Raw genomic sequence first — 19539 nt, forward strand, 5'->3', positions numbered from 1 at the left:
GCCAACCGCGAACTGCGATTGGCCCCTCTGCAAGCAACCACTTGAATTAAAAGCGTTTGTCAGCCGTAGTGCTGGACCGGCGTACCGGCCAGGGCCGAGATGTTCAACAGCCCCCGCGCGGTGATCGAAGGTGTGACGATATGGGCACGGTTCCCCATCCCCATCAGAATCGGACCAACCTCCAACCCTCCTGCCTTGACTTTCAACAGGTTACGGGACGCGCCTGCAGCATCGGTTGAAGCAAAGACCAGCGCGTTCGCAGACCCTTCGAGTCGGCATCCGGGGAAGACCCGCTCTCTCAACTCGGGATCGAGCGCGGCATCCGCCAGCATCTCGCCCTCGTAAACGAAGTCGAGCCCCATCCCGTCGAGGATCTCCAGCGCCGCGCGCATCCGCCGGCCGCTGTCGCTGTCGAGATTGCCGAACTGGCTGCCGGAACAGAGCGCGATCTTCGGCTCCACCCCGAAACGGCGCACATGGCGGGCCGCACCGATCACGGTTTCGGCGATCTGCTGCGGCGTCGGCACCGCGTGCACATGGGTATCCGCAATGAAGAGTGGCCCGTCCTCCAGGATCATCAGGCTGAGCGCCCCGACGGGGTGCAGCCCCCCGTCGCTGAGGAGCTGGGTGACATAGTTCAGGTGCCACAGATACTGACCGAAGGTGCCGCAGATGAGCGAATCCGCCTCACCACGCTGGACCGCGACCGCCCCGATCGCGGTCGTGTTGGTGCGCATGATGGCGCGGGCCAGATCGGGCGTGACACCCCGGCGCTGCATCTTTTCAAGGTAGCTCTGCCAGTAGTCGCGATAGCGGTGGTCGCTTTCGGGGTTGATCAACTCGAAATCGCGGTCGGGGCGGATGGTCAGCCCCGCCCGCTCGATCCGCATCTGCACCACTTCCGGGCGGCCGATCAGCGTGGGCGTGTCGGTCATCTCCTCCAGCATGGCCTGTGCGGCGCGCAGCACCCGCTCATCCTCGCCCTCGGCAAAGACGATCTTGCGGGTGGTAGAGCCTGCTGCCTCGAACACCGGGCGCATGATCAGCGCAGACCGGAAGACCGACTGGTTGAGCTTCTCGCGATAGGCATCGAAATCATCCAGCGGACGCGCGGCGACACCGCTTTCGATCGCGGCCTTGGCGACGGAACTGGCCACCACCCCGATCAGGCGCGGGTCGAAGGGTTTGGGGATCAGGTAATCCGCCCCGAAGGTCAGCTGTTCCCCCTTGTAGGCCGCTGCCGCCTCGGCGCTGGTGGTCGCGCGGGCGAGTTCCGCGATACCCTCGACGCAGCCGATCTGCATGGCGTCGTTGATCTCGGTCGCGCCCACGTCCAATGCGCCCCGGAAGATGAAGGGGAAACAGAGCACGTTATTGACTTGATTGGGAAAATCGCTGCGACCTGTGGCAATGATCGCGTCTGGCGCAACACTGCGGACATCATCAGGCAGGATTTCGGGTGTCGGGTTTGCCAGGGCGAAGACAATGGGCTGCTTGGCCATCTTGGCCACCATCTCCGCCTTCAGAACACCGGGACCGGACAGCCCGAGAAACAGGTCCGCCCCGTCGATCACATCGTCCAGCGTGCGCAGGTCGCTTTTCTGGGCATAGTCCGCCTTCTGCGGGGTCATGTCCTCTTCACGACCCTCATAGACCAGCCCGTGAATATCGCAGAGCCACACGTTTTCGCGCTTGACGCCCAATTTCAGCAGCATGTTGAGACAGGCGATCCCCGCCGCCCCGCCGCCGGTGGACACAACCTTGATGTCTTCGAATTTCTTGCCCGCCAGATGCAGCGCATTGGTTGCAGCGGCCCCCACAACGATGGCGGTTCCGTGCTGATCGTCGTGGAAGACGGGAATGCCCATCCGCTCTCGGCAGATCTTCTCGACGATGAAACAATCGGGGGCCTTGATGTCTTCGAGGTTGATCGCGCCGAAGGTGGGTTCCAGCGCACAGACGATCTCGGCCAGCTTGTAGGGATCAGGCTCGTTCACCTCGATATCGAAGCAGTCCACATTGGCGAATTTCTTGAAGAGGACGGCCTTCCCCTCCATCACCGGTTTCGACGCCAGCGCGCCGATATTGCCAAGCCCCAAAACGGCGGTTCCGTTGGACACGACAGCCACCAGATTGCCGCGCGCCGTGTAGCGGGACGCTTCAGCCGGATCGCGCTTGATCTCGACACAGGCCTCCGCCACGCCGGGGCTGTAGGCGCGGGCCAGATCGCGGCCATTGGCCAACGGCTTGGTGGCACGGATTTCCAGCTTTCCGGGCTTGGGGAACTCGTGGTAGTCTAGCGCCCCCTGGCGGAATGCGTCGTGTTTCTCATCGGTCATGAATTGGGCCTCCCGGAAACTTGTTTAACGTTAAACTATATTCCACGGCAAGCGAAAAGGCGGTCCAACGTCGCGGATCGCGTCACGCGAATTGCTCGCGGATCAGGCGCTCTTCCAGCCCGTGACCGGGATCGAACAGGATGCGATGCCCGATCTCGGGATCGGACCGGATCTCCACCGACACCACGTTTTCCACCGACCGGCTGTCGGCATCGGCCATCACCGGCCGCTTGTCATGATCGAGCACATCGAACCGCACCACGGCACTCTTGGGCAAGAGCGCCCCCCGCCAGCGCCGGGGCCGAAACGCCGCCATCGCGGTCAGCGCCAGCACGTCCGAGCCAATGGGCAGGATCGGCCCATGCGCCGAATAATTGTAGGCGGTGGAGCCCGCAGGCGTACAGACAAGCGCCCCGTCGCAGACCAGCTCTTCCATCCGCATGCGGCCATCGACCCAGATCTGCAACCGCGCCGCCTGCGGCCCCGCGCGCAGCAGGCTGACCTCGTTGATCGCCAGCGCTTCGGTCACCTTGCCTCCGGCCTGAACGGCGGTCATGTGCAGCGGGTTGATCACCGCCTCCTCCGCCGCCTCCAGCCGGTCGATCAGACCGTCTTCGGCATATTCATTCATCAGGAACCCGACCGTGCCCCGGTTCATCCCGTAAACAGGAGCATCCAGATCTTGCGTCCCATGCAGCGTCGACAGCATGAATCCGTCGCCCCCAAGCGCCACGATCACATCCGCCTCGCCGGGGTCATGCTGACCATAACGGGCCGCCAGGCGCGCCTGTGCCTCCTGCGCAATCGGGGCGTCAGAGGCGAGAAAGCAGATATTTCGGGCAGCGGGCATGGCGTCTCCGGCGGGTCTGGGTCATGCCAGTGTTCACCCGTGACGGTTGGAAACTCAATCCCGGATTCGCCCGGGGCGACCGCGAAGTTTCCGATAGTGGACGTTCCTGAGACGAAATGCGCCGGTTTCCGGGCTTCCTTGCCCCGCCTGCTTTGGATAGATGCAGCCAAACGACCCTCATCGCCTTCAAAAGGGAGACAGGCCATGAACGCGCCCCACCGCGACGCTGGTTTCTTCACCGAAACCCTCGCCACCCGTGACCCGGAGATCTTCGGTGCCATCACCAAGGAGCTCGGCCGTCAGCGCGACGAGATCGAGCTTATTGCCTCTGAAAACATCGTCAGCCGCGCCGTGATGGAAGCGCAGGGTTCGGTGATGACCAACAAGTATGCCGAGGGCTATCCGGGCCGTCGCTACTATGGCGGCTGCCAGTTCGTGGACATCGCCGAGGATCTGGCCATCGAACGCGCCAAGCAGCTTTTTGGCTGCGAATACGCCAACGTCCAGCCCAATTCCGGGTCGCAGGCCAACCAGGGCGTCTTCACCGCGCTGCTCCAGCCCGGCGACACGATCCTGGGCATGAGCCTCGATGCCGGCGGTCACCTGACCCACGGCGCCAAGCCCAACCAGTCGGGCAAGTGGTTCAATGCCATCCAATATGGCGTGCGTCAGCAGGACAACCTGATCGACTATGACCAGGTGCAGGCACTTGCCACCGAACATCAGCCCAAGCTGATCATCGCCGGCGGCTCCGCCATCCCGCGCCAGATCGACTTTGCCAAGTTCCGCGAGATCGCAGACAGCGTCGGGGCCTACCTGATGGTGGATATGGCCCATTTCGCCGGTCTCGTGGCAGCGGGTGAGCACCCCTCGCCCTTCCCCCATGCGGATGTCGCCACCACCACCACGCACAAGACCCTGCGCGGCCCGCGCGGCGGCATGATCGTCACAAATGACGAGGCCATCGCCAAGAAGGTCAATTCGGCCATTTTCCCGGGCATTCAGGGCGGCCCCCTGATGCATGTCATCGCGGGTAAGGCCGTGGCCTTCGGTGAAGCGCTGCGCCCCGAGTTCAAAGCCTACCAGCAACAGGTGCGCGCCAATGCCGTAGCCCTTGCCGACCAACTGATGAAAGGCGGGCTCGATATCGTCACCGGCGGCACCGACACCCATGTGATGCTGGTCGACCTGCGCCCCAAGGGCGTCAAGGGCAACGCCACCGAAAAGGCCCTGGGCCGCGCCCACATCACCTGCAACAAGAACGGCATCCCCTTCGATTCTGAAAAGCCGACCATCACCTCGGGCATCCGCCTCGGCACGCCCGCAGGCACCACCCGCGGCTTCGGAGAGGCCGAGTTCCGCCAGATCGCCGACTGGATCGTCGAAGTGGTCGACGGGCTCGCCGCCAATGGCGAAGAGGGCAATGCCGAGGTCGAGGAAAAGGTGAAAGCCGAGGTGGCAGCGCTCTGCGCCCGCTTCCCGCTCTACCCCGATCTCTGATCGCCCCGGCGGATCAGACAGGCGGCCGCTCCGATACCGGGGCGGCCCTTTTCATTGCGACGCCCCTTCCGCGCACCCGCGGCAGCACGCAGCAAGGAAGGCCCCAAAGGGGCCTGACGCGCTGCGTTCCCCGGTCGACGCCAGAGGCGGCGAAACCGTTTGGCGACCCGGCCCCTACGCCCTACCCTGCCCGATGAATGGAGACCGCCATGCTCACCATCTGGGGTCGCGCCAAATCCTCCAACGTTCAGGCCGTTATGTGATGCGTGGGGGAACTCGGCCTCGATCACATCCGCCACGATGTCGGCCATCTCCACGGCGGGCTCGACAATGCCGACTTCGCCCGCCTCAACCCTAACCGCTAGATCCCGGTGATCCGGGATGGCGACGATGCCCCGATCTGGGAAACCGGCGCAATCCTGCGTTACCTCGCCGCCCGCTACGGATCAGACGCCTTCTGGCCCGCCGCCCCCTGCCCCGTCTCGCCGCCTATCACGACCGGCTGATGACCCGCCCGGCCTTCCGGACCCATGTCATGGTCGACTACGAGGTCCTGCGCGGCTCGCTTCTGTGACGCCTTCCTTTCATCTTGGCGACAAATACCTCCGCCGGAGGCATCCCATCCCCTCCACAAGCCCGTCCAAAGGTCAGTAGAAACCGCCCTCCCCGCACGCCCGTGGCAACGCGGCCCGACGAGGCCTCCGGCGCAAGCCGGGGGTTGAGGCGGTCCGCTCGCGGGTCGACGCCGACAGGCGGCGAAACGCTAGCCGTCCCCGGCCAGCCGCGCCAGCAACCCCGCCCGGTCCGCCAGATAGGGCAACCGCGCCCGCGCCGCATCTACGGCATCCCGGTCAAGCTTTGCCGTGATCAGCTCCGGCCCGGCCCCGGCCAGTGCCACGCACTGCCCCACCGGCCCCACGATCCGGCTGCCGCCATAATAGGACAGCCCGTTTTCCGCGCCCGCATGGTTGGCGTAAAGCAGCCACAACCCGTTCTCGAAGCCGCGCGCGGGCATCACCTCGCGCGAGACGTTTCCCCACTGATCCGACAGCGCTGTCGGCACGAACAGCACCTCTGCCCCCGCCAGCGCCGCCGCGCGCGGGCCTTCAGGAAACTCCGCGTCGTAGCAAATGAGGATCGCACAGCGCACGCCCCCGAAGTCGAAGACTGCACAGCCCTGCCCTTCGGCAAAGCGCCCGGTTTCCGGCCCCGGCGGGATCACCAGCTTGCGGTGATGGGCAATGGGCCCGTCCGGCCCCACCAGCTGTGCGGAATTGTAGACCTTGTCGCCATCGCGCTCCGCATAGCCATAAAGCACCGCCGTCCCGACCCGCGCCGCCAGCGCCTGCACGGCCTGTGCAAAAGGCCCGTCCGCCGGTTCCGCCAGCCGTTCGATGCCATCCCCGACGTGGTATCCGCAGGCGAAAAGCTCCGGGCAGAGCACCACGTCGAGCCCCCGCCCCGCTATCGCGGCCTCCAGCCGCGCCAATCGCTCTGCCGCCGTCAGGCCCGCCCCGTCGCTCTGCCAGATCCCGGCCTTCATGGCAGGCGGCCCGAATAGAGGATCTCCCGCGGATACTCGGTCAGGTAGTCGCAGCCCGCTTCTGTCACCACGATGGAATCCCCGATCCGCCCGCCGCACTGGCCATCCAGAGAAATCCCGCCGTCCACGGCAAAGGTCATCCCCGGTTGCAATACGGTGCAATCCCCCGCCTTCAGTTCCGGCGCTTCCAGATAGCTCATGCCAATGGAGCGCCCGGTGCGATAGCCGGTCTCAAAACCGCGCGCCCGGTAGACCTCGTTCGCCGCCTCCGCCACGCTTTCCGCCGTCACCCCGGGCCGGATCGCCGCAATCGCCGCCTGCTGCGCGTCGATGGCCGCCTGCTGCACGCGGATGGCCTCATCGCTGGCATGTTCGATGAAGAACATCCGGTCGAAACCAAGCTTGTAGAGCTTGAATTGCGCCATGTTGCAGAAACAGAAATAGACCGGGTCGCCGGGGGCCAGCCGCTTCACGCTGGCGCGGCGATGGACCATCGAGGTGTCGCTGCCAGACTGCATGATTTGCAAGCCCTGGATCATCGGCGACACGAAGGCTTCCCACCCCCTGTCGGTCAAAAAGCCCGCGGCCTTGCGCGTTCCCGCATCGATCACGGCAAGCGCCGCTTCATATTCGGGCACGTCTGCTGCCAGCGCCCCATGGGCCGCCCCCATCATCGCCCCCGCGATCTGGCCTGCCTGGCGCATGACCTCGATCTCGGCGGGCGACTTGATCATCCGCATGGCCCCAAGGATGGGCGAGACATCGGTCAGCTCGGTCCCCGGCATCTGATCGTCGAACCAATTGCGCAAGGGGGCTGGCAAGGTGCCCCTTTCCACCGCCACGCGGTGGGCATCGCCCAGAACCTTCGGCAACACGTGGACCCAGTGATTGTTGCCCATATCCTCCCAGGTCACGATGTCCTCGACCCAGGTCATGGCTGCGACCATCTCGCTTTCCATCAGCGGCGTGACGACGACAGGCGCTGCATCGGGCCGAACCACCAGCGCCGTGGGCCGCCCGAACTCCACCGACAGATACCCCCAGAACCCGGCCAGATAGCCGATCGAGGCTTCATCCGTGATCAGCGCCACCTCGATCCCGGCCTCGGCCAGTTTCTGCTGGAACCGCGCGTGTCTGTTTTTGGCTTCATCGAGCATTCTCGTCCCCCTGTTGGCTATTGACCAGCCTGCGCGCTTCACAGCCGGATGCATGCCAGATCGCGGCCTTTCCGTGTCGCTCGAGGACAAGCCGCGCCTCGCCCGACCTTCAGGCAGCCACGGATTTGCGGACCATGTCCCAGTAGATGCCTTCCACATCGGCGCGCGCCAGTCGCCCGCCCTCTCGGTACCAGGTATTGACCCCGGTCAACATCGCGATGATCGCCATTGTCGCCAGCTTGCCATCGGCCACCGCGAAGGCGCCGCTCTGCTGTCCGCGCTGCAAGATCCCCTGCAGCCGATCCTCGTAGCGTTTGCGCAAGCCCTCGATCACGGCGAAGTTTTCCGGCTCCAGGTTGCGCAGTTCCATATAGGCGATGAAGACCAGTTCCGGCCGGTCGAGGTGATAGCGGATATGGTGGCGGCAGAACGCTTCCAACTGTTCCAGCGGCGGGCCGTCCGGTACCTGCCAATTGCTCAGCAGATGGTCCATGTGATCGCGCATTAGTTCGAACAGAAGCGACTGCTTGTCGGGTGTGTAGAGATAGAGCGCCCCCGCCTGCACCCCCACCTCCTTGGCGATCTGGCGCATGGAGACGGCGGCAAAGCCATGCCGCGCGAACAGTTTCAGCGCGGCATCGCGGACCTTGGGACCGGTGGTTTCCGCATGTGAGCCTTGTTTGCGTGCCATATCATCACCCTAGCGCTGCCCACCCGATATGAACAGATGTTCAATTCACCAAAACCGCCTTGCCGCTGGACGCCGCCCGCCTGACCGCGCTATCAGTTGGGGGCTCGTTTCTGCCATGGGGGCCGCATGCGCGCCTTGATCTGTCTTTCCTTGCTGCTGGTGCTCTCGGCCTGTTCGATTCGCGCGCCCGAGCTTGATGCCTCGATCACCGAAACCAGCCGCGCGGCGGACTGGCCGGAACTGGTGCCGCTTGGCCCCCTGCTGGCCGGGGCCGAGGCGCTGCCGCCCCGCGCCGCCGATACCGAAGGCCGCACATTGCAATGGCGCGCGGCCGACTTGCGCCGCCGTGCCGCGATTCTGCGCAGGCTCAGCATCAATTAAGCCGCTGGCCCACGTTGCGCCGCCCGGTCATTGCCGCTAACAGACAGAAAACCTGCAAGACCAGACAGCCGGAGGATTTTCCATGACAGACCCGCTTCGCCTTGGCATCGCCGGGCTTGGGACCGTGGGCGTGGGCGTCGTGAAGATCGTCCAGCAAAGAGCCGATCTTCTGGCCGCGCGCACTGGCCGACCGGTGACGATCTCGGCGGTATCAGCGCGGTCCCGCGACAAGGATCGCGGCGTCGATATCTCGGGCTATGCATGGGAAGACGATCCGGTGGTTCTGGCCACGCGCGACGATGTGGATGTGTTCGTGGAACTGATGGGCGGCTCCGACGGCCCGGCCAAGGCCGCGACCGAGGCCGCCATTGAGGCGGGCAAGGATGTGGTCACTGCCAACAAGGCAATGCTGGCCCATCACGGGCAGGTCATGGCCGAGGCCGCCGAGGCCGCAGGCCGGGTGATCCGCTTCGAGGCCGCCGTTGCAGGCGGCATCCCGGTTGTGAAGGCCCTGACCGAAGGGCTGGCAGGCAATGAAATCAGCCGCGTCATGGGCGTCATGAACGGCACCTGCAATTATATCCTGACGCGGATGCAGTCGGCGGGCCTGTCCTATGACGAGGTCTTTGAGGAAGCCAACCAGCTCGGCTATCTGGAGGCTGATCCCAATCTCGACGTGGGCGGCGTCGACGCAGGCCACAAACTGGCCCTGCTGTCGGCCATCGCTTTCGGCACCCAGGTCGATTTCGACGGGGTGGCGCTGGAAGGCATCGGTCAGGTCACCATCGAGGATATCAACCAGGCCGCTGAACTGGGCTTCCGCATCAAGCTGCTCGGCGTTGCCCGGATGACGGGGCGCGGGCTGGAACAGCGGATGACGCCGTGCCTTGTGCCCGAAAACAGCCCGCTCGGTCAGTTGGAAGGTGGCACCAACATGGTGGTGCTCGATGGCGATTCCGTGGGCCAGATCGTGATGCGCGGCGCCGGGGCCGGGGAAGGCCCGACCGCCAGTGCCGTCATGTCCGACGTGCTGGACATCGCCCGTGGCATCCGCCTGTCCACTTTCGGCCAGCCCGCCGCGACATTGGTCAAGGCCAATCGCGCCGCCGTGGCGACCGCCGCGCCCTACTATCTCCGCCTGACGCTCAAGGACAAACCCGGCGCGCTGGCCAAGGTCGCCGCCGTTCTGGGCGATTGCGGCATCTCCATCGACCGGATGCGCCAGCGCAGCCATGGCAGCACCGATGCGCCGGTTCTCATTGTGACCCACAAGGTCGCCGCGCCCTCACTGCAGGACGCGTTGGAGGCCTTGCCGAAAACCGATGTGGTGATCGGCCAGCCCGTCGCGCTGCGGATCGAGAATGTCTGACCGTCGTTAAAGGCTCGAAACGGTCAGAGCCTAAACGTCACGGGGGTCTCCCCCGCCTTGTGCCGGAGCCCCGGTGCGGGGTAATGATTTCCAAACGGCCCAAGAAAAACTGGATTGTCCCAAATGTCTCATCCCACCGATTTCAATGACCGCATGCTCTCTCTCGGCCTCGCCCGCGTGTCCGAGGCCGCTGCCATCGCCTCTGCCAAGCTGATCGGGCGTGGCGACGAGAAGGCCGCGGATCAGGCGGCGGTGAATGCCATGCGCGACCAGCTGAACATGCTGGATATCGCCGGGATGGTCGTGATCGGCGAAGGGGAGCGGGACGAGGCCCCGATGCTCTATATCGGTGAAGAGGTCGGCACCGGGGATGGCCCCGCCGTCGATATCGCGCTCGACCCGCTGGAAGGCACGACGCTCACTGCCAAGGACATGCCGAACGCGCTGACCGTCATCGCCATGGGTCCGCGCGGGTCAATGCTGCACGCACCCGACACCTATATGGATAAGCTCGCCATCGGGCCGGGCTATCCCCAAGGCATCGTAACGCTCGACATGGACCCGGCCACCCGCGTCTCGGCGCTGGCCAATGCCAAGGGCTGCCTGCCCTCCGATATCACCGTCTGCATTCTCGAACGCCCCCGTCATGAACAGATGATCGAAGAGGTGCGCGGCACCGGTGCCGCCATCCGCCTGATCACCGATGGCGACGTTGCGGGCGTCATGCATTGCGCCGAACCCGACGTGACCGGCATCGACATGTATATGGGCCGGGGTGGCGCGCCCGAGGGCGTTCTGGCCGCCGCCGCCCTGAAATGCATGGGCGGGCAGATGTATGGCCAGCTGGTATTCCGCAACGATGACGAACGCGCCCGCGCTGCCAAGACCGGCATCACCGATCTGGACCGCATCTACTCGCGCGACGAGATGGTGACGCAGGACGTGATCTTCTCGGCCACCGGCGTCACCAACGGCTCGATCCTGAACGGCATCAAGCGCGAGGTGGGCTGGCTGACCGTGGAAACGCTGCTGATGCGGTCCAAGACCGGGTCGGTGCGCAAGATGATCTACCGCAACCCCTCTCGCTGAGGCATGACCGGCGCGTTCCTTGACGTCGACAGCTCGATCACCGGCCGCCGGTGGGTCGGGCTGAACGCGGGCGAGGAACGGCTGGCCGAGGCGCTGGCCCAACAGGCCGACCTGCCGCCACCCGTGGCGCGGGTGCTGGCCCGCCGGGGCGTGGCGCCAGAGGCGGCCCAAAGCTTCCTCGCCCCTGCCCTGCGGGACCTGCTGCCCGACCCGCGATCCCTGAAAGACATGGAAACCGCCGCCGCGCGGTTCCTTCAGGCGGTGAAGGCCCGCGAGCGGATCGCCGTGTTCGCCGACTATGACGTCGACGGCGGCAGCTCCGCCGCGCTGCTGATCGACTGGCTGCGCCAGATGGGGCGAACCGCGACGCTCTATGTCCCGGACCGGATCGACGAGGGTTATGGCCCCAATGACGAGGCGATGGAAGCGCTGGCGCGGGACCATAGCCTCATCATCTGCGTCGATTGCGGGACGCTCGCGCACGGCCCGATCGCCGCCGCGAAAGGCGCGGATGTGATCGTGCTGGACCACCACCTGGGCGGCGCCGACCTGCCCGATTGCGTGGCCGTGGTGAACCCCAACCGGCAGGACGAGGATGGAACGCTCGGGCATCTCTGCGCCGCCGCTGTCGTCTTCCTGATGCTGGTCGAGGCCAACCGGCAGATGCGAACCGAGGGCACCACCGGCCCCGACCTGATGGCGATGCTCGACCTTGTGGCGCTGGCCACCGTCGCCGATGTTGCCCAACTGACCGGCGTCAATCGCGCATTCGTTCGTCAGGGGCTGACCGTGATGGCGCGGCGCAATCGCCCGGGTCTCGTGGCACTGTCCGATGTCGGGCGGCTGGATCGCGCGCCGTCCGCCTATCACCTTGGCTATGTGCTCGGCCCCCGCATCAACGCAGGCGGTCGGATCGGCAAGGCCGATCTGGGTGCGCGGCTGCTGTCCACCGCCGATATGGGCGAGGCGATGCAACTGGCCAAGCTGCTCGATGACCTCAACACCGACCGGCGAGAGATCGAGACCCGTGTCCGTGATGCCGCCCTCGAACAGGCCGAGGCGCGCGGGCTGGAGGCACCGCTGGTCTGGGCCGCCGAGGATGGCTGGCACCCCGGTGTCGTAGGCATCGTCGCGAGTCGGCTGAAGGAGGCCACCAACCGCCCCGCCGTGGTCATCGGCTTCGATAGCGACGAGGGCAAAGGCTCGGGCCGCTCCATCGCGGGCGTGGATCTTGGCGCGTCGATCCAGAAGCTGGCCGCTGAAGGGTTGATCACCAAGGGCGGCGGGCACCGGATGGCAGCGGGGCTCTCGCTGACACGCGCGCAACTCGAACCGGCCATGGAGCGCCTGTCAGACCTCCTGGCCCGCCAGGGCGCAGGCGATGCCGGCCCTGCCGATCTGCGCATTGACGGGCTGCTGATGCCGGGCGGGGCCACGATCGAGCTGATCGAGATGCTGGAAGCCGCAGGCCCATACGGCGCCGGTGCCTCTGCCCCGCGATTCGCCTTTCCCGCGCAGACCATCCGCTTCACCAAGCCCGTGGGCGACGGCCATCTGAAACTGAGCTTTTCCGACGGTGGCCCGGTGGTGATGGACGCCATCGCCTTCAACGCCCGCGCGACCGGGCTGTCCGATCTGCTGGAAAACCACAATGGCCGCCCCTTTCACCTTGCCGGGCGCATCGAAGTGAACCACTGGAACGGTCGCCAAAGCGTGCAATTGAAGCTGGAAGACGCCGCCCCCGCCTGAGCCGAAAAAAACTGCCACGGCAGCGCTTTTTCCCCTTGCGCGGCTCTTGGGCATTTCATAAACACCGCCTCACGCCAGACATGACGCGGTCTTGACCGCCCGCTGGCAATCAAGAGTGGCCCGTTCGTCTATCGGTTAGGACGCCAGGTTTTCAACCTGGAAAGAGGGGTTCGATTCCCCTACGGGCTGCCACTTCTTCCCGATTATTGTTGTATCCCATGTGGTTACTCCATCGTTTTGCTAACCTGATTGGGGTGGTTAGCAGATTTCGGGTTTCTTTCGTTGCTCTGGAGCTTTGCCAAAGCGCTCTTGGCTAGGTGCATCTGGTCCGACTTCGCCGTGTAGCGCCGAACCTCTCCATCCGTCTTGTGTCCGGTAATGGCCTTGATCTCATGTGGAGTGCATCCCGCCTCAGCCATCCGACGCGCACACGCCTTGCGCAGCCCATGCGCCGAACAGTGGGGCAGACCGGCTTCGTTGCAACGATCCCGGAACCAGTTTCCGAACCCCGCCGGTGTGAAAGGCCTGCCCTGCTCGGTCAAAAGGAACGTCCCTGCGTCCTTTGGCAGATCGGTCAGCGCAGCGTTGAGGTCGTTTGAGATCGGGATCAGCAGCGGTGTTTTGGTCTTTTGTTGCCGAACTGCGATGCAGTTGTCTGCAACATCGCCCCAACCCATCCGAACCATGTCCGAACGACGCTGGCCCGTATCCAGCATGAGCATCAAGGCAAGGTAAGCCTTGGTGCCGAACGGATGGCGTTTGATGAATTGGGCAATCTCTGCTTCGGTCCATGTATGATAGCCATCGCCACTGGAGATGAAGCCTTTCATCCCGCGCATCGGGTTCTGCTGGATCATGCCAATATCGACCGCGTAGTTTAGGATCATGCGCAGGCGCTTCATCAGGTTGTTGGCAGCCTCGGGTGTTGCGCACATTCGGCCCAAGATCGCTTCGGCGTGCTTGCGCTCGAATTTGGAAACCGGTCGGTCCCCATGCTTCTTGCAGAACCCTTCGAGAACCCGCTTGTAGTTTGATCTCGTGGTCGGGCTGAGCCGCATGAACAGTGATGAGCCAAAGTAGAGCCGCAGGAGCGTGTTGAAATCATCCTTGCGGCCCTGCTGGGGTGACGACGTACGTCGCACCGTCTGGCCCTGCGTCGCTGCGACATATGCAGCAAGGAACTCGGGGCTGCTGATCGGTAGTGGCAAGCGGATGCGTTTCCCTCGTGGGGGCGTGTAGTAAGCATAGGGCCTGCCGTGACGGCTATTGTAGATGTGGACATATTTGAAACGGACTTCTTGCCTGGCCATGTCACAACTCCTCATCCCACGGGTTATCTTCGGCTTTGGCCGCCGTCTGATCCGGCAGCACGATGTCGATACGAAAGGAACCATCCGGACGGACGTGAACCGCAGATGGCGTTTTTCCCTGACCGGCGATCAGCGTCATGGCCCGCTTGACCTCCACCACAGAGAACTTCTTCCTGAGGGCTTGTTTGCTGACCGTTCGCGTCCAGTTCATGCGTCTGACCGTCGAAGGCTTGCCCGGCGGTAGGTGTTTCGAAGTCCAAGTTGGGTTCTCTGCCATCGCTACCCCCTCCCGTGCTTGGTGGCGGATCGCAGGATATGGTTCAGCTCACCAGTCATGGTGCGACCGTTGCGCTCAGCCCGCGCACGAAGACCGTCTTTAATCTTCATGCTCGTCCTGAAAATGATCTTTGTGCTCGTTTGATCCTTCATGATCACTCCTTGCGTATAGTATGGCTAGGTGCCATACTTTTGATATGGCGCGCTGCCATACTGGTCAAGGAAAAATTATGGCACATTGCCATATCATGGGTGTTTCAATGGGAAGAAAACCGAGTGCGGCCCAAGACAAGTTCATCGTGCGCCTGCCTGATGGCATGCGAGAACAATTGAAAGCAGCCGCAGAAGGAAATGGCAGGTCGATGACATCGGAGGTGGTGGAACGCCTAAGAGCATCATTCGAGAAGGAAGAAGCTCAACATGTGCCAGACTTCACTGCTGCCGTCCTTGTGGAGACTGTGGAGCAAGAGTTTCAAACGCTTCGGAACAAAATCAGCGCTTTGGAAGAGGCTCAGAGCATGCTAATCCAAGAACTCAGGCAACATATGGCGAAGAAGCCCGGCTGACGACGCGGTAGATCGCCTAGGCTCCATCTAGACTGCCGGTATGCCTTGTCGTGGGTGAAGTGGTACCTACGAGTTAATCGTCGCTGTGCATGGCTGTGAGTGCCTATTCGGACCACGCGGGGACCGGACCAGTCGCTGAGAAGGTCAGCATGTAGGTTTCTGCGGCGGACAGGTCGGCGTTTTCGAGGCATCGAAGCACCGCACGTCTGGCTGCTTGAAACAGCATGGGGTTCTGTTGGTTTCCAACCTGATCAACGACTACCCGGTCTTGGTCGGTGCGCACTGCAACGGTTACGCTTCCAGCCAACCCGGTTCCTGCCGTCCAACACGCATTTACTGCGGACGCTACATGATGGGAGGGCGTTGCGGGACCGATCACTATCTCGGTCGCAGCGGGGTCAAACGTGAACACGTAGCTGCCATTTGGAAGCGTGTTTTCGGCAATGCCACATGTCCGTATCGCCCGCGTCGCTGTCGCATATACCCTCTGCGCTTGAGCGCGATCCAATCCCACGGGAACGTAGTCCTGCAAACGGTCCAGCTGTATACGATTGCCAGAAATGTCTACAAGGAGAAGTAATTGTCCCTGTCCCCGAATGCCTTCAAGGCTATCGGTTTCGCTTCCTCGACCGGCTTCGAACCCCGGTTGCGCCCGGATCATGGCCCAACAGTCGGCCAGAAACTCTGTAGCTATGACTTCTGGCACTGCATCGACGCCCAATTCGGCGGCAGCATTCGACAATGGCTGGTTCTCAGGCGGTGCCTCGGCAACAGGCACACCTTGGTCCACCCACCGGAGCAGATAGAACATCGCCGTCCCGAGGATCGCGATCCAAAGGAACACTCCTAGAACCATTTGCCGCCTCGTCCGGGCAACTCCGTCGCGAACCTCCTTCATCTGCACTCCATAAAGAACATTTTGTTCCTTACTGTATGCCCATAACATTCATGGCGAAAATGAAATTCTCAGAACAAAACGTTCTGGATGGAAATTTTCGCAAATAGACTACGGGAGAGGGCAGAACAGCTCGGCATCTCGAATGCAGAAGCCGCGCGTCGGTGTGGGCTGAACGAACGGCGGTATGCGCACTACACTCAGGGCGTCCGCGAACCGGACCTCCGAACGCTCGTCAACATCGCTCGCACTCTTGAAACTTCGCCAGACTACCTGCTCGGGGCATCCGACCCCGAACCCCAGGGCGAGACCAGCCTGCTTCTCGACCGCCTGATGTCCGCTGCCCGCATCTTGAGGAAACCGCAACTCATGACGGTCGTCACACAGACGGAGGCCCTTGCGGCGGAAACCGCCAAAGAGAAGCCCTGAATTTTTCCGTCAATTTCGTGCGTGTGACATGTCCGTTGGGATCGGCTGCCCCAACCAGCCCCGAAATTCATGAAACCAATAGCTGATGTACTTCTACACGGCGGGGCTGACGGGCAAAGCTCTTGGAGCTATAGCCCAATCTCGATTTCTGACGAGACAGGGATTTCGCCTGACACAATTGCGCGGATGGCCGTATGCAAGGTTACTGCCTCGTTGGCGGTCTTAACTGAAACAACCAAGGCATATCGCGTCTTTTGCTGCCGTGTGGCGGTATCTGCGCGGTTCTTCCACCAACCGCCAACCGGCTTAATGCAGAGCATATTTCGCGCTAGGGTCTATTCCATCTGAGTAGTTCTGAGAGTATGCTAAGGTGCTCTAATGGCTCAGAAAAACCGGTATCTGTTTCGGGGGAGAATTTCGGAGCGGAAATTCCGCGATCTTCTGCGGCTTTTTGCGCTCGACATCACCGCCGACCGGGCGGCTGTTCTGACCGGCTTGAACCACAAGACGGCTGCCGCGCTCTACGGGCTTCTGAGGCTCAGGATGGCCGAGCTGGCGCAGCAGGACTGCCCCTTCCGCGGCCAGGTGGAGCTGGACGAGAGCTACTTCGGGCCGACCCGTCAGCACGGCAAGCCCGGTCTCGGCAAGGGGCGCGGGGTCAAAGGCAAGGTACCGGTCTTCGGCATCCTCGAACGGGGTGGAAGGGTACATTACCAGATCGTGAAAAACTGTTCGAAAACAACGCTTCTGGCCATCATCGAAGGCCGTGTAGAGCTCTCGGCGGAGGTCGTCACCGACGGGTTCCGCAGCTACGACGGGCTGGTCGAAGCGGGCTTCAAGCGCCACCACAGGATCAACAAATACTGGCAGCGCGACCGCCCTGTCTTCTCCGAGAACGGCGTCCATATCAACGGCATCGAGAGCTTCTGGAGCTACGCCAAACGCCGCCACGCAAAGTTCAACGGCCTGAGAAAAACCAGCTTCCCGACCTTCCTCAAGGAAACCGAATTCCGCTTCAACGCGCGAGAAAAGGACCTCTACAAGATCCTCCTCAAATCGTGCAGAATGAAACCGCTCAGACGCTGAGCTGGAATAGACCCTCGCGCTAATAGCCACGCGGCTGGCCCTTTCCATTCGTTGCAGTGCAGCGATCCGGACGGCGTGCCATCAGGAAAGCGCCAATTGTCGGTGTCCGATTGCGTGGGGGGCTTGCGTCGCGGGTCTGCTCGCTCTTCGACATTCACCCTCTTTTTGAATTCATCAGTGCTTTCCATCCGGCGTTTCAAGTCGAACCGCAAGCCGAACGACTGATACCGATATGGATCGAGCGAAGCCAACGCTCCGGGGTTTGGATCAACAAAGTATGACAAGGTGATCTTCAGTCTCACCTCCTCATCCCCTAGCGCTTCAAATGCCTGTCGCGGCCAGGGCAAGTCGTAGTAGTGGCAATCTTTGAAACCCGTGGCGCCATAGGGCTGGATTTCGGACTGCGCCACCAGAGCGAGATGGTTCTCAGCAGAAGCAATTGCACGCTCATACGTGGGCACACCGTATCCGAAGTGCCGCAACAGCTTTGCAGCGTCGGTTTTCCCTAAGGGGTCTAGCGCAAACCGCATCTTGTCTGTCCACTCGGCACCGTGGACCATCAAGGCACGGATAGTCTCCGGCCAGTATTCAGGCTTGGCCGCCATCAAGCGGCACGCCAGTCGCGCAGCTTCGGCTGTGGCCGCGCTTGTAGCACGAAACGGCACCAACGGACGCCGGTCAACTTCGGGACCAGACGTTGCGACCGAAAGAGAGGTTGTATCGACAACGGTGGTTCGGGAAGCATCCACAGCGCGGTTTCCAGCTTCCATGACAATGTCGGGTTTGATCGGCCTATTGCGCCCTGTCGTCCATAGCGTCGAAGTCCTCGTGAAAGGGCTAAGGTCGCCCGCTTCGGCAAGCGGCGAATGGTCGGCCAATTCGGGTTCGGCAATGTGGATTTTGTCAGTGTAGCCACCAACGGTTACGACATTCCAAGCCTGTGCCGGGTCCTCTATCGGATAAGTGTCCGAGGGTTGCACCTCGTTCAACATGATCGGGTTGGGCGCATTTCCTGCGGAAACGACAATAAGGCGTCTGGGTGCCCTTTCGTCATCCATTGTGACGCCCGCCGCCTCTTGGTCAAGCGCGGCGCTCCATGTTGAAGGCTGTGTCCCTGAGATGTCTTCATTAGTAACCGCCATGCAGAAAATGCGGCGGCGTTCTGGTCGCCCGATTTCCGCAAGGCTGACGGCAGACTTCGTGATTGGGCCGTAGAAGCGCTCTTCGGGCTTTTCCATTCCCGGAGGTGGAAGGATTTTTACACTCTCAAGTCTGTGGGCCAGTTTAACCGGATTGCTATCAGCCAGCTTCGGCACAAGGTCGCCGTGCAGAGCGATCCCAGCCATTTGTGTTCCATGACCAGGACGCGGACCGGTATCGTCTACCCCCCATTCCGGACGAACACTGTAAAGGTCTGCGGGCGAAAGAGCTGGTTCAATCAGACTATGCGCACGATTGACGCCACTGTCCAAAAGGCAAACCGCAGGAACCTCTGCACCGGGCCATTCGATCCGGTCCGCAAGATCGTCGGTCCATTCAAACTGTTCATCAGGATTGAGGTCATCAATGAAGAAATGCGGAGTATCCGTGGCTCGCCGAAGTTCCGTGATCGAAAACCGCGCAAATAGCATCAACTCGATGGTAGCGCGCGCGGCAAGAACGGGAACAACCACGTGTTCTGGAAACACCAAACGCTGTTCCTTTGGAGCGCATCGTGCATCGAGCTTTTCAGCCAAAGCATCGAGAGCATTCTCTGCCGACTTGATGCACCACACCTCCCACCAGATCGTATCGTCGGGGTCTTGCGGCAGCGCTTCCAGATCATCTGTCCAGAAGGTTTCGAGACGGGCCTTTCTGATGGCCTCAATCGGTTCAACGAATGACTTGTATGGCGGGTTTTGACCTTTTTCAGTCAGATCGCCCGACTGGTAGTCGGCCAGAATGCTTTCAAGTACCGGCTTTGCGTCCTCAGGAACAAACAGGCCAACGACCCGAGTATCGGAGGCTCCCAGCTTTGCAGAAGCTGGTTTCAGATGGCTTTTCTTCCTCTCCAGACTATCCGGGCTGGCGTTCGGTCTAAGCTCGACTTCCAAATAGACACCGGCAGCGGGAGATACCCGTTCATCGCGCGGACGATCTTGCTCAAAGTCGTTTGCTGCCTGCGAGAACTGCCCTCGGAGCATTGCGCCATGCTGCTGGCGGTCCCGAGGAGGAGGGCTTCCGGGAAAACGCTCATTCGTGGACTTGAAGTCCGCGCGCTCCCGTCTGCTTTCGATGTTGATATGCGGTAAGGAGTACTTGGATGCCAT

General features: G+C 62.4%; 18 protein-coding genes and 1 tRNA gene. 9 read left to right on the forward strand and 10 right to left on the reverse strand.

Going from position 1 to position 19539, the window contains the following annotated elements; translation table 11 throughout:
- Positions 1 to 59 precede the first annotated feature (59 nt).
- Both ACOOEX_RS13170 and ACOOEX_RS13175 read right to left on the reverse strand, forming a co-directional pair.
- The gene (locus ACOOEX_RS13170) at positions 60 to 2339 is read right to left on the reverse strand and encodes an NADP-dependent malic enzyme (protein WP_420395257.1); all 2280 of its coding nucleotides are present in this window, start codon (positions 2337 to 2339) and stop codon (positions 60 to 62) included.
- A gap of 82 nt (positions 2340 to 2421) precedes the next feature.
- The gene (locus ACOOEX_RS13175; protein ID WP_420395258.1) at positions 2422 to 3189 is read right to left on the reverse strand and encodes an NAD kinase; all 768 of its coding nucleotides are present in this window, start codon (positions 3187 to 3189) and stop codon (positions 2422 to 2424) included.
- A gap of 204 nt (positions 3190 to 3393) precedes the next feature.
- Between ACOOEX_RS13175 and glyA the strand changes: the two genes are divergently transcribed.
- Positions 3394 to 4689 carry a serine hydroxymethyltransferase gene (gene glyA / locus ACOOEX_RS13180; RefSeq protein WP_420395259.1) on the forward strand — a complete coding sequence of 432 codons (1296 nt, stop codon included), beginning with the start codon at positions 3394 to 3396 and terminating at the stop codon, positions 4687 to 4689.
- Between the two features lie 763 nt (positions 4690 to 5452).
- Here glyA and ACOOEX_RS13185 read toward each other — a convergent pair.
- The 3 genes from ACOOEX_RS13185 to ACOOEX_RS13195 all read right to left on the reverse strand — a co-directional run bounded on the left by ACOOEX_RS13185 (position 5453) and on the right by ACOOEX_RS13195 (position 8080).
- Positions 5453 to 6232, reverse strand: a complete 780-nt coding sequence (locus tag ACOOEX_RS13185; RefSeq protein ID WP_420395260.1) for a carbon-nitrogen hydrolase family protein — start codon at positions 6230 to 6232, stop codon at positions 5453 to 5455.
- Positions 6229 to 7389 carry a M24 family metallopeptidase gene (locus ACOOEX_RS13190; RefSeq protein WP_420395261.1) on the reverse strand — a complete coding sequence of 387 codons (1161 nt, stop codon included), beginning with the start codon at positions 7387 to 7389 and terminating at the stop codon, positions 6229 to 6231. The genes ACOOEX_RS13185 and ACOOEX_RS13190 overlap by 4 nt, the downstream gene beginning before the upstream one ends.
- Positions 7390 to 7498: 109 nt before the next feature.
- The gene (locus ACOOEX_RS13195) at positions 7499 to 8080 is read right to left on the reverse strand and encodes a TetR/AcrR family transcriptional regulator (RefSeq protein ID WP_420395262.1); all 582 of its coding nucleotides are present in this window, start codon (positions 8078 to 8080) and stop codon (positions 7499 to 7501) included.
- A gap of 126 nt (positions 8081 to 8206) precedes the next feature.
- Between ACOOEX_RS13195 and ACOOEX_RS13200 the strand changes: the two genes are divergently transcribed.
- The 5 genes from ACOOEX_RS13200 (at position 8207) to ACOOEX_RS13220 (ending at position 12860) form a co-directional block, all read left to right on the forward strand.
- Entirely contained in the window at positions 8207 to 8461 is a 255-nt protein-coding gene (locus ACOOEX_RS13200) for a hypothetical protein (protein WP_420395263.1), read from the forward strand.
- A gap of 82 nt (positions 8462 to 8543) precedes the next feature.
- Positions 8544 to 9830 (forward strand): homoserine dehydrogenase, encoded by a 1287-nt coding sequence (locus ACOOEX_RS13205; protein ID WP_420395264.1) that lies wholly within the window; start codon positions 8544 to 8546, stop codon positions 9828 to 9830.
- Between the two features lie 123 nt (positions 9831 to 9953).
- Complete coding sequence (gene glpX, locus ACOOEX_RS13210) at positions 9954 to 10919, forward strand: class II fructose-bisphosphatase (RefSeq protein WP_420395265.1); 966 nt, start codon at positions 9954 to 9956, stop codon at positions 10917 to 10919.
- 3 nt (positions 10920 to 10922) lie between these two features.
- Positions 10923 to 12668 (forward strand): single-stranded-DNA-specific exonuclease RecJ, encoded by a 1746-nt coding sequence (gene recJ / locus ACOOEX_RS13215; protein WP_420395266.1) that lies wholly within the window; start codon positions 10923 to 10925, stop codon positions 12666 to 12668.
- Positions 12669 to 12785: 117 nt separating this feature from the next.
- Positions 12786 to 12860 (forward strand) — tRNA-Glu (locus ACOOEX_RS13220).
- 32 nt (positions 12861 to 12892) lie between these two features.
- Here the strand turns inward: ACOOEX_RS13220 and ACOOEX_RS13225 are convergent.
- Genes ACOOEX_RS13225 through ACOOEX_RS13235 form a run of 3 tightly spaced genes read right to left on the reverse strand, consistent with a single transcriptional unit; the run spans position 12893 to position 14407 of the window.
- On the reverse strand, positions 12893 to 13978 hold the full coding sequence (locus ACOOEX_RS13225; protein WP_420395267.1) for a tyrosine-type recombinase/integrase: 1086 nt from the start codon (positions 13976 to 13978) through the stop codon (positions 12893 to 12895).
- A 1-nt stretch (position 13979) separates the two neighbouring features.
- A complete protein-coding gene (locus ACOOEX_RS13230; RefSeq protein ID WP_420395268.1) occupies positions 13980 to 14255 on the reverse strand; it encodes a hypothetical protein in 276 nt (91 codons plus the stop codon).
- A 2-nt stretch (positions 14256 to 14257) separates the two neighbouring features.
- Positions 14258 to 14407, reverse strand: a complete 150-nt coding sequence (locus ACOOEX_RS13235) for a FitA-like ribbon-helix-helix domain-containing protein (RefSeq protein WP_220750478.1) — start codon at positions 14405 to 14407, stop codon at positions 14258 to 14260.
- 77 nt (positions 14408 to 14484) lie between these two features.
- Here ACOOEX_RS13235 and ACOOEX_RS13240 point away from each other — a divergent pair, with 77 nt between their 5' ends.
- Complete coding sequence (locus tag ACOOEX_RS13240) at positions 14485 to 14820, forward strand: Arc family DNA-binding protein (protein ID WP_420395269.1); 336 nt, start codon at positions 14485 to 14487, stop codon at positions 14818 to 14820.
- Positions 14821 to 14923: 103 nt separating this feature from the next.
- On the opposite strand, the gene ACOOEX_RS13245 is transcribed toward ACOOEX_RS13240, so the two are convergent.
- Positions 14924 to 15718, reverse strand: coding sequence for a hypothetical protein (locus ACOOEX_RS13245; protein ID WP_420395270.1), 795 nt, complete (start codon positions 15716 to 15718; stop codon positions 14924 to 14926).
- An 87-nt stretch (positions 15719 to 15805) separates the two neighbouring features.
- Between ACOOEX_RS13245 and ACOOEX_RS13250 the strand changes: the two genes are divergently transcribed.
- Both ACOOEX_RS13250 and ACOOEX_RS13255 read left to right on the forward strand, forming a co-directional pair.
- A complete protein-coding gene (locus ACOOEX_RS13250; RefSeq protein ID WP_420395271.1) occupies positions 15806 to 16144 on the forward strand; it encodes a helix-turn-helix domain-containing protein in 339 nt (112 codons plus the stop codon).
- Between the two features lie 378 nt (positions 16145 to 16522).
- Complete coding sequence (locus ACOOEX_RS13255) at positions 16523 to 17230, forward strand: IS1595 family transposase (RefSeq protein ID WP_420395272.1); 708 nt, start codon at positions 16523 to 16525, stop codon at positions 17228 to 17230.
- Here the strand turns inward: ACOOEX_RS13255 and ACOOEX_RS13260 are convergent.
- Positions 17182 to 19539, reverse strand: coding sequence for a S8 family peptidase (locus ACOOEX_RS13260; RefSeq protein ID WP_420395273.1), 2358 nt, complete (start codon positions 19537 to 19539; stop codon positions 17182 to 17184). The genes ACOOEX_RS13255 and ACOOEX_RS13260 overlap by 49 nt on opposite strands.

The sequence above is a fragment of the Nioella sp. genome (assembly GCF_965215655.1).
In the GTDB taxonomy this organism is placed as follows: Bacteria; Pseudomonadota; Alphaproteobacteria; order Rhodobacterales; family Rhodobacteraceae; genus Nioella.

Coding starts and splice junctions, on each gene's coding strand:
- ACOOEX_RS13170 (WP_420395257.1), bottom strand. CDS start 2,339: ATGACCGATGAGAAACACGACGCATTCCGCCAGGGGGCGCTAGACTAC.
- ACOOEX_RS13185 (WP_420395260.1), bottom strand. CDS start 6,232: ATGAAGGCCGGGATCTGGCAGAGCGACGGGGCGGGCCTGACGGCGGCA.
- ACOOEX_RS13205 (WP_420395264.1), top strand. CDS start 8,544: ATGACAGACCCGCTTCGCCTTGGCATCGCCGGGCTTGGGACCGTGGGC.
- ACOOEX_RS13230 (WP_420395268.1), bottom strand. CDS start 14,255: ATGGCAGAGAACCCAACTTGGACTTCGAAACACCTACCGCCGGGCAAG.
- ACOOEX_RS13195 (WP_420395262.1), bottom strand. CDS start 8,080: ATGGCACGCAAACAAGGCTCACATGCGGAAACCACCGGTCCCAAGGTC.
- glyA (WP_420395259.1), top strand. CDS start 3,394: ATGAACGCGCCCCACCGCGACGCTGGTTTCTTCACCGAAACCCTCGCC.
- recJ (WP_420395266.1), top strand. CDS start 10,923: ATGACCGGCGCGTTCCTTGACGTCGACAGCTCGATCACCGGCCGCCGG.
- ACOOEX_RS13250 (WP_420395271.1), top strand. CDS start 15,806: ATGGAAATTTTCGCAAATAGACTACGGGAGAGGGCAGAACAGCTCGGC.
- ACOOEX_RS13225 (WP_420395267.1), bottom strand. CDS start 13,978: ATGGCCAGGCAAGAAGTCCGTTTCAAATATGTCCACATCTACAATAGC.
- ACOOEX_RS13245 (WP_420395270.1), bottom strand. CDS start 15,718: ATGAAGGAGGTTCGCGACGGAGTTGCCCGGACGAGGCGGCAAATGGTT.
- ACOOEX_RS13190 (WP_420395261.1), bottom strand. CDS start 7,389: ATGCTCGATGAAGCCAAAAACAGACACGCGCGGTTCCAGCAGAAACTG.
- ACOOEX_RS13175 (WP_420395258.1), bottom strand. CDS start 3,189: ATGCCCGCTGCCCGAAATATCTGCTTTCTCGCCTCTGACGCCCCGATT.
- ACOOEX_RS13200 (WP_420395263.1), top strand. CDS start 8,207: ATGCGCGCCTTGATCTGTCTTTCCTTGCTGCTGGTGCTCTCGGCCTGT.
- ACOOEX_RS13255 (WP_420395272.1), top strand. CDS start 16,523: ATGGCTCAGAAAAACCGGTATCTGTTTCGGGGGAGAATTTCGGAGCGG.
- glpX (WP_420395265.1), top strand. CDS start 9,954: ATGTCTCATCCCACCGATTTCAATGACCGCATGCTCTCTCTCGGCCTC.
- ACOOEX_RS13240 (WP_420395269.1), top strand. CDS start 14,485: ATGGCACATTGCCATATCATGGGTGTTTCAATGGGAAGAAAACCGAGT.
- ACOOEX_RS13260 (WP_420395273.1), bottom strand. CDS start 19,539: ATGGCATCCAAGTACTCCTTACCGCATATCAACATCGAAAGCAGACGG.
- ACOOEX_RS13235 (WP_220750478.1), bottom strand. CDS start 14,407: ATGAAGGATCAAACGAGCACAAAGATCATTTTCAGGACGAGCATGAAG.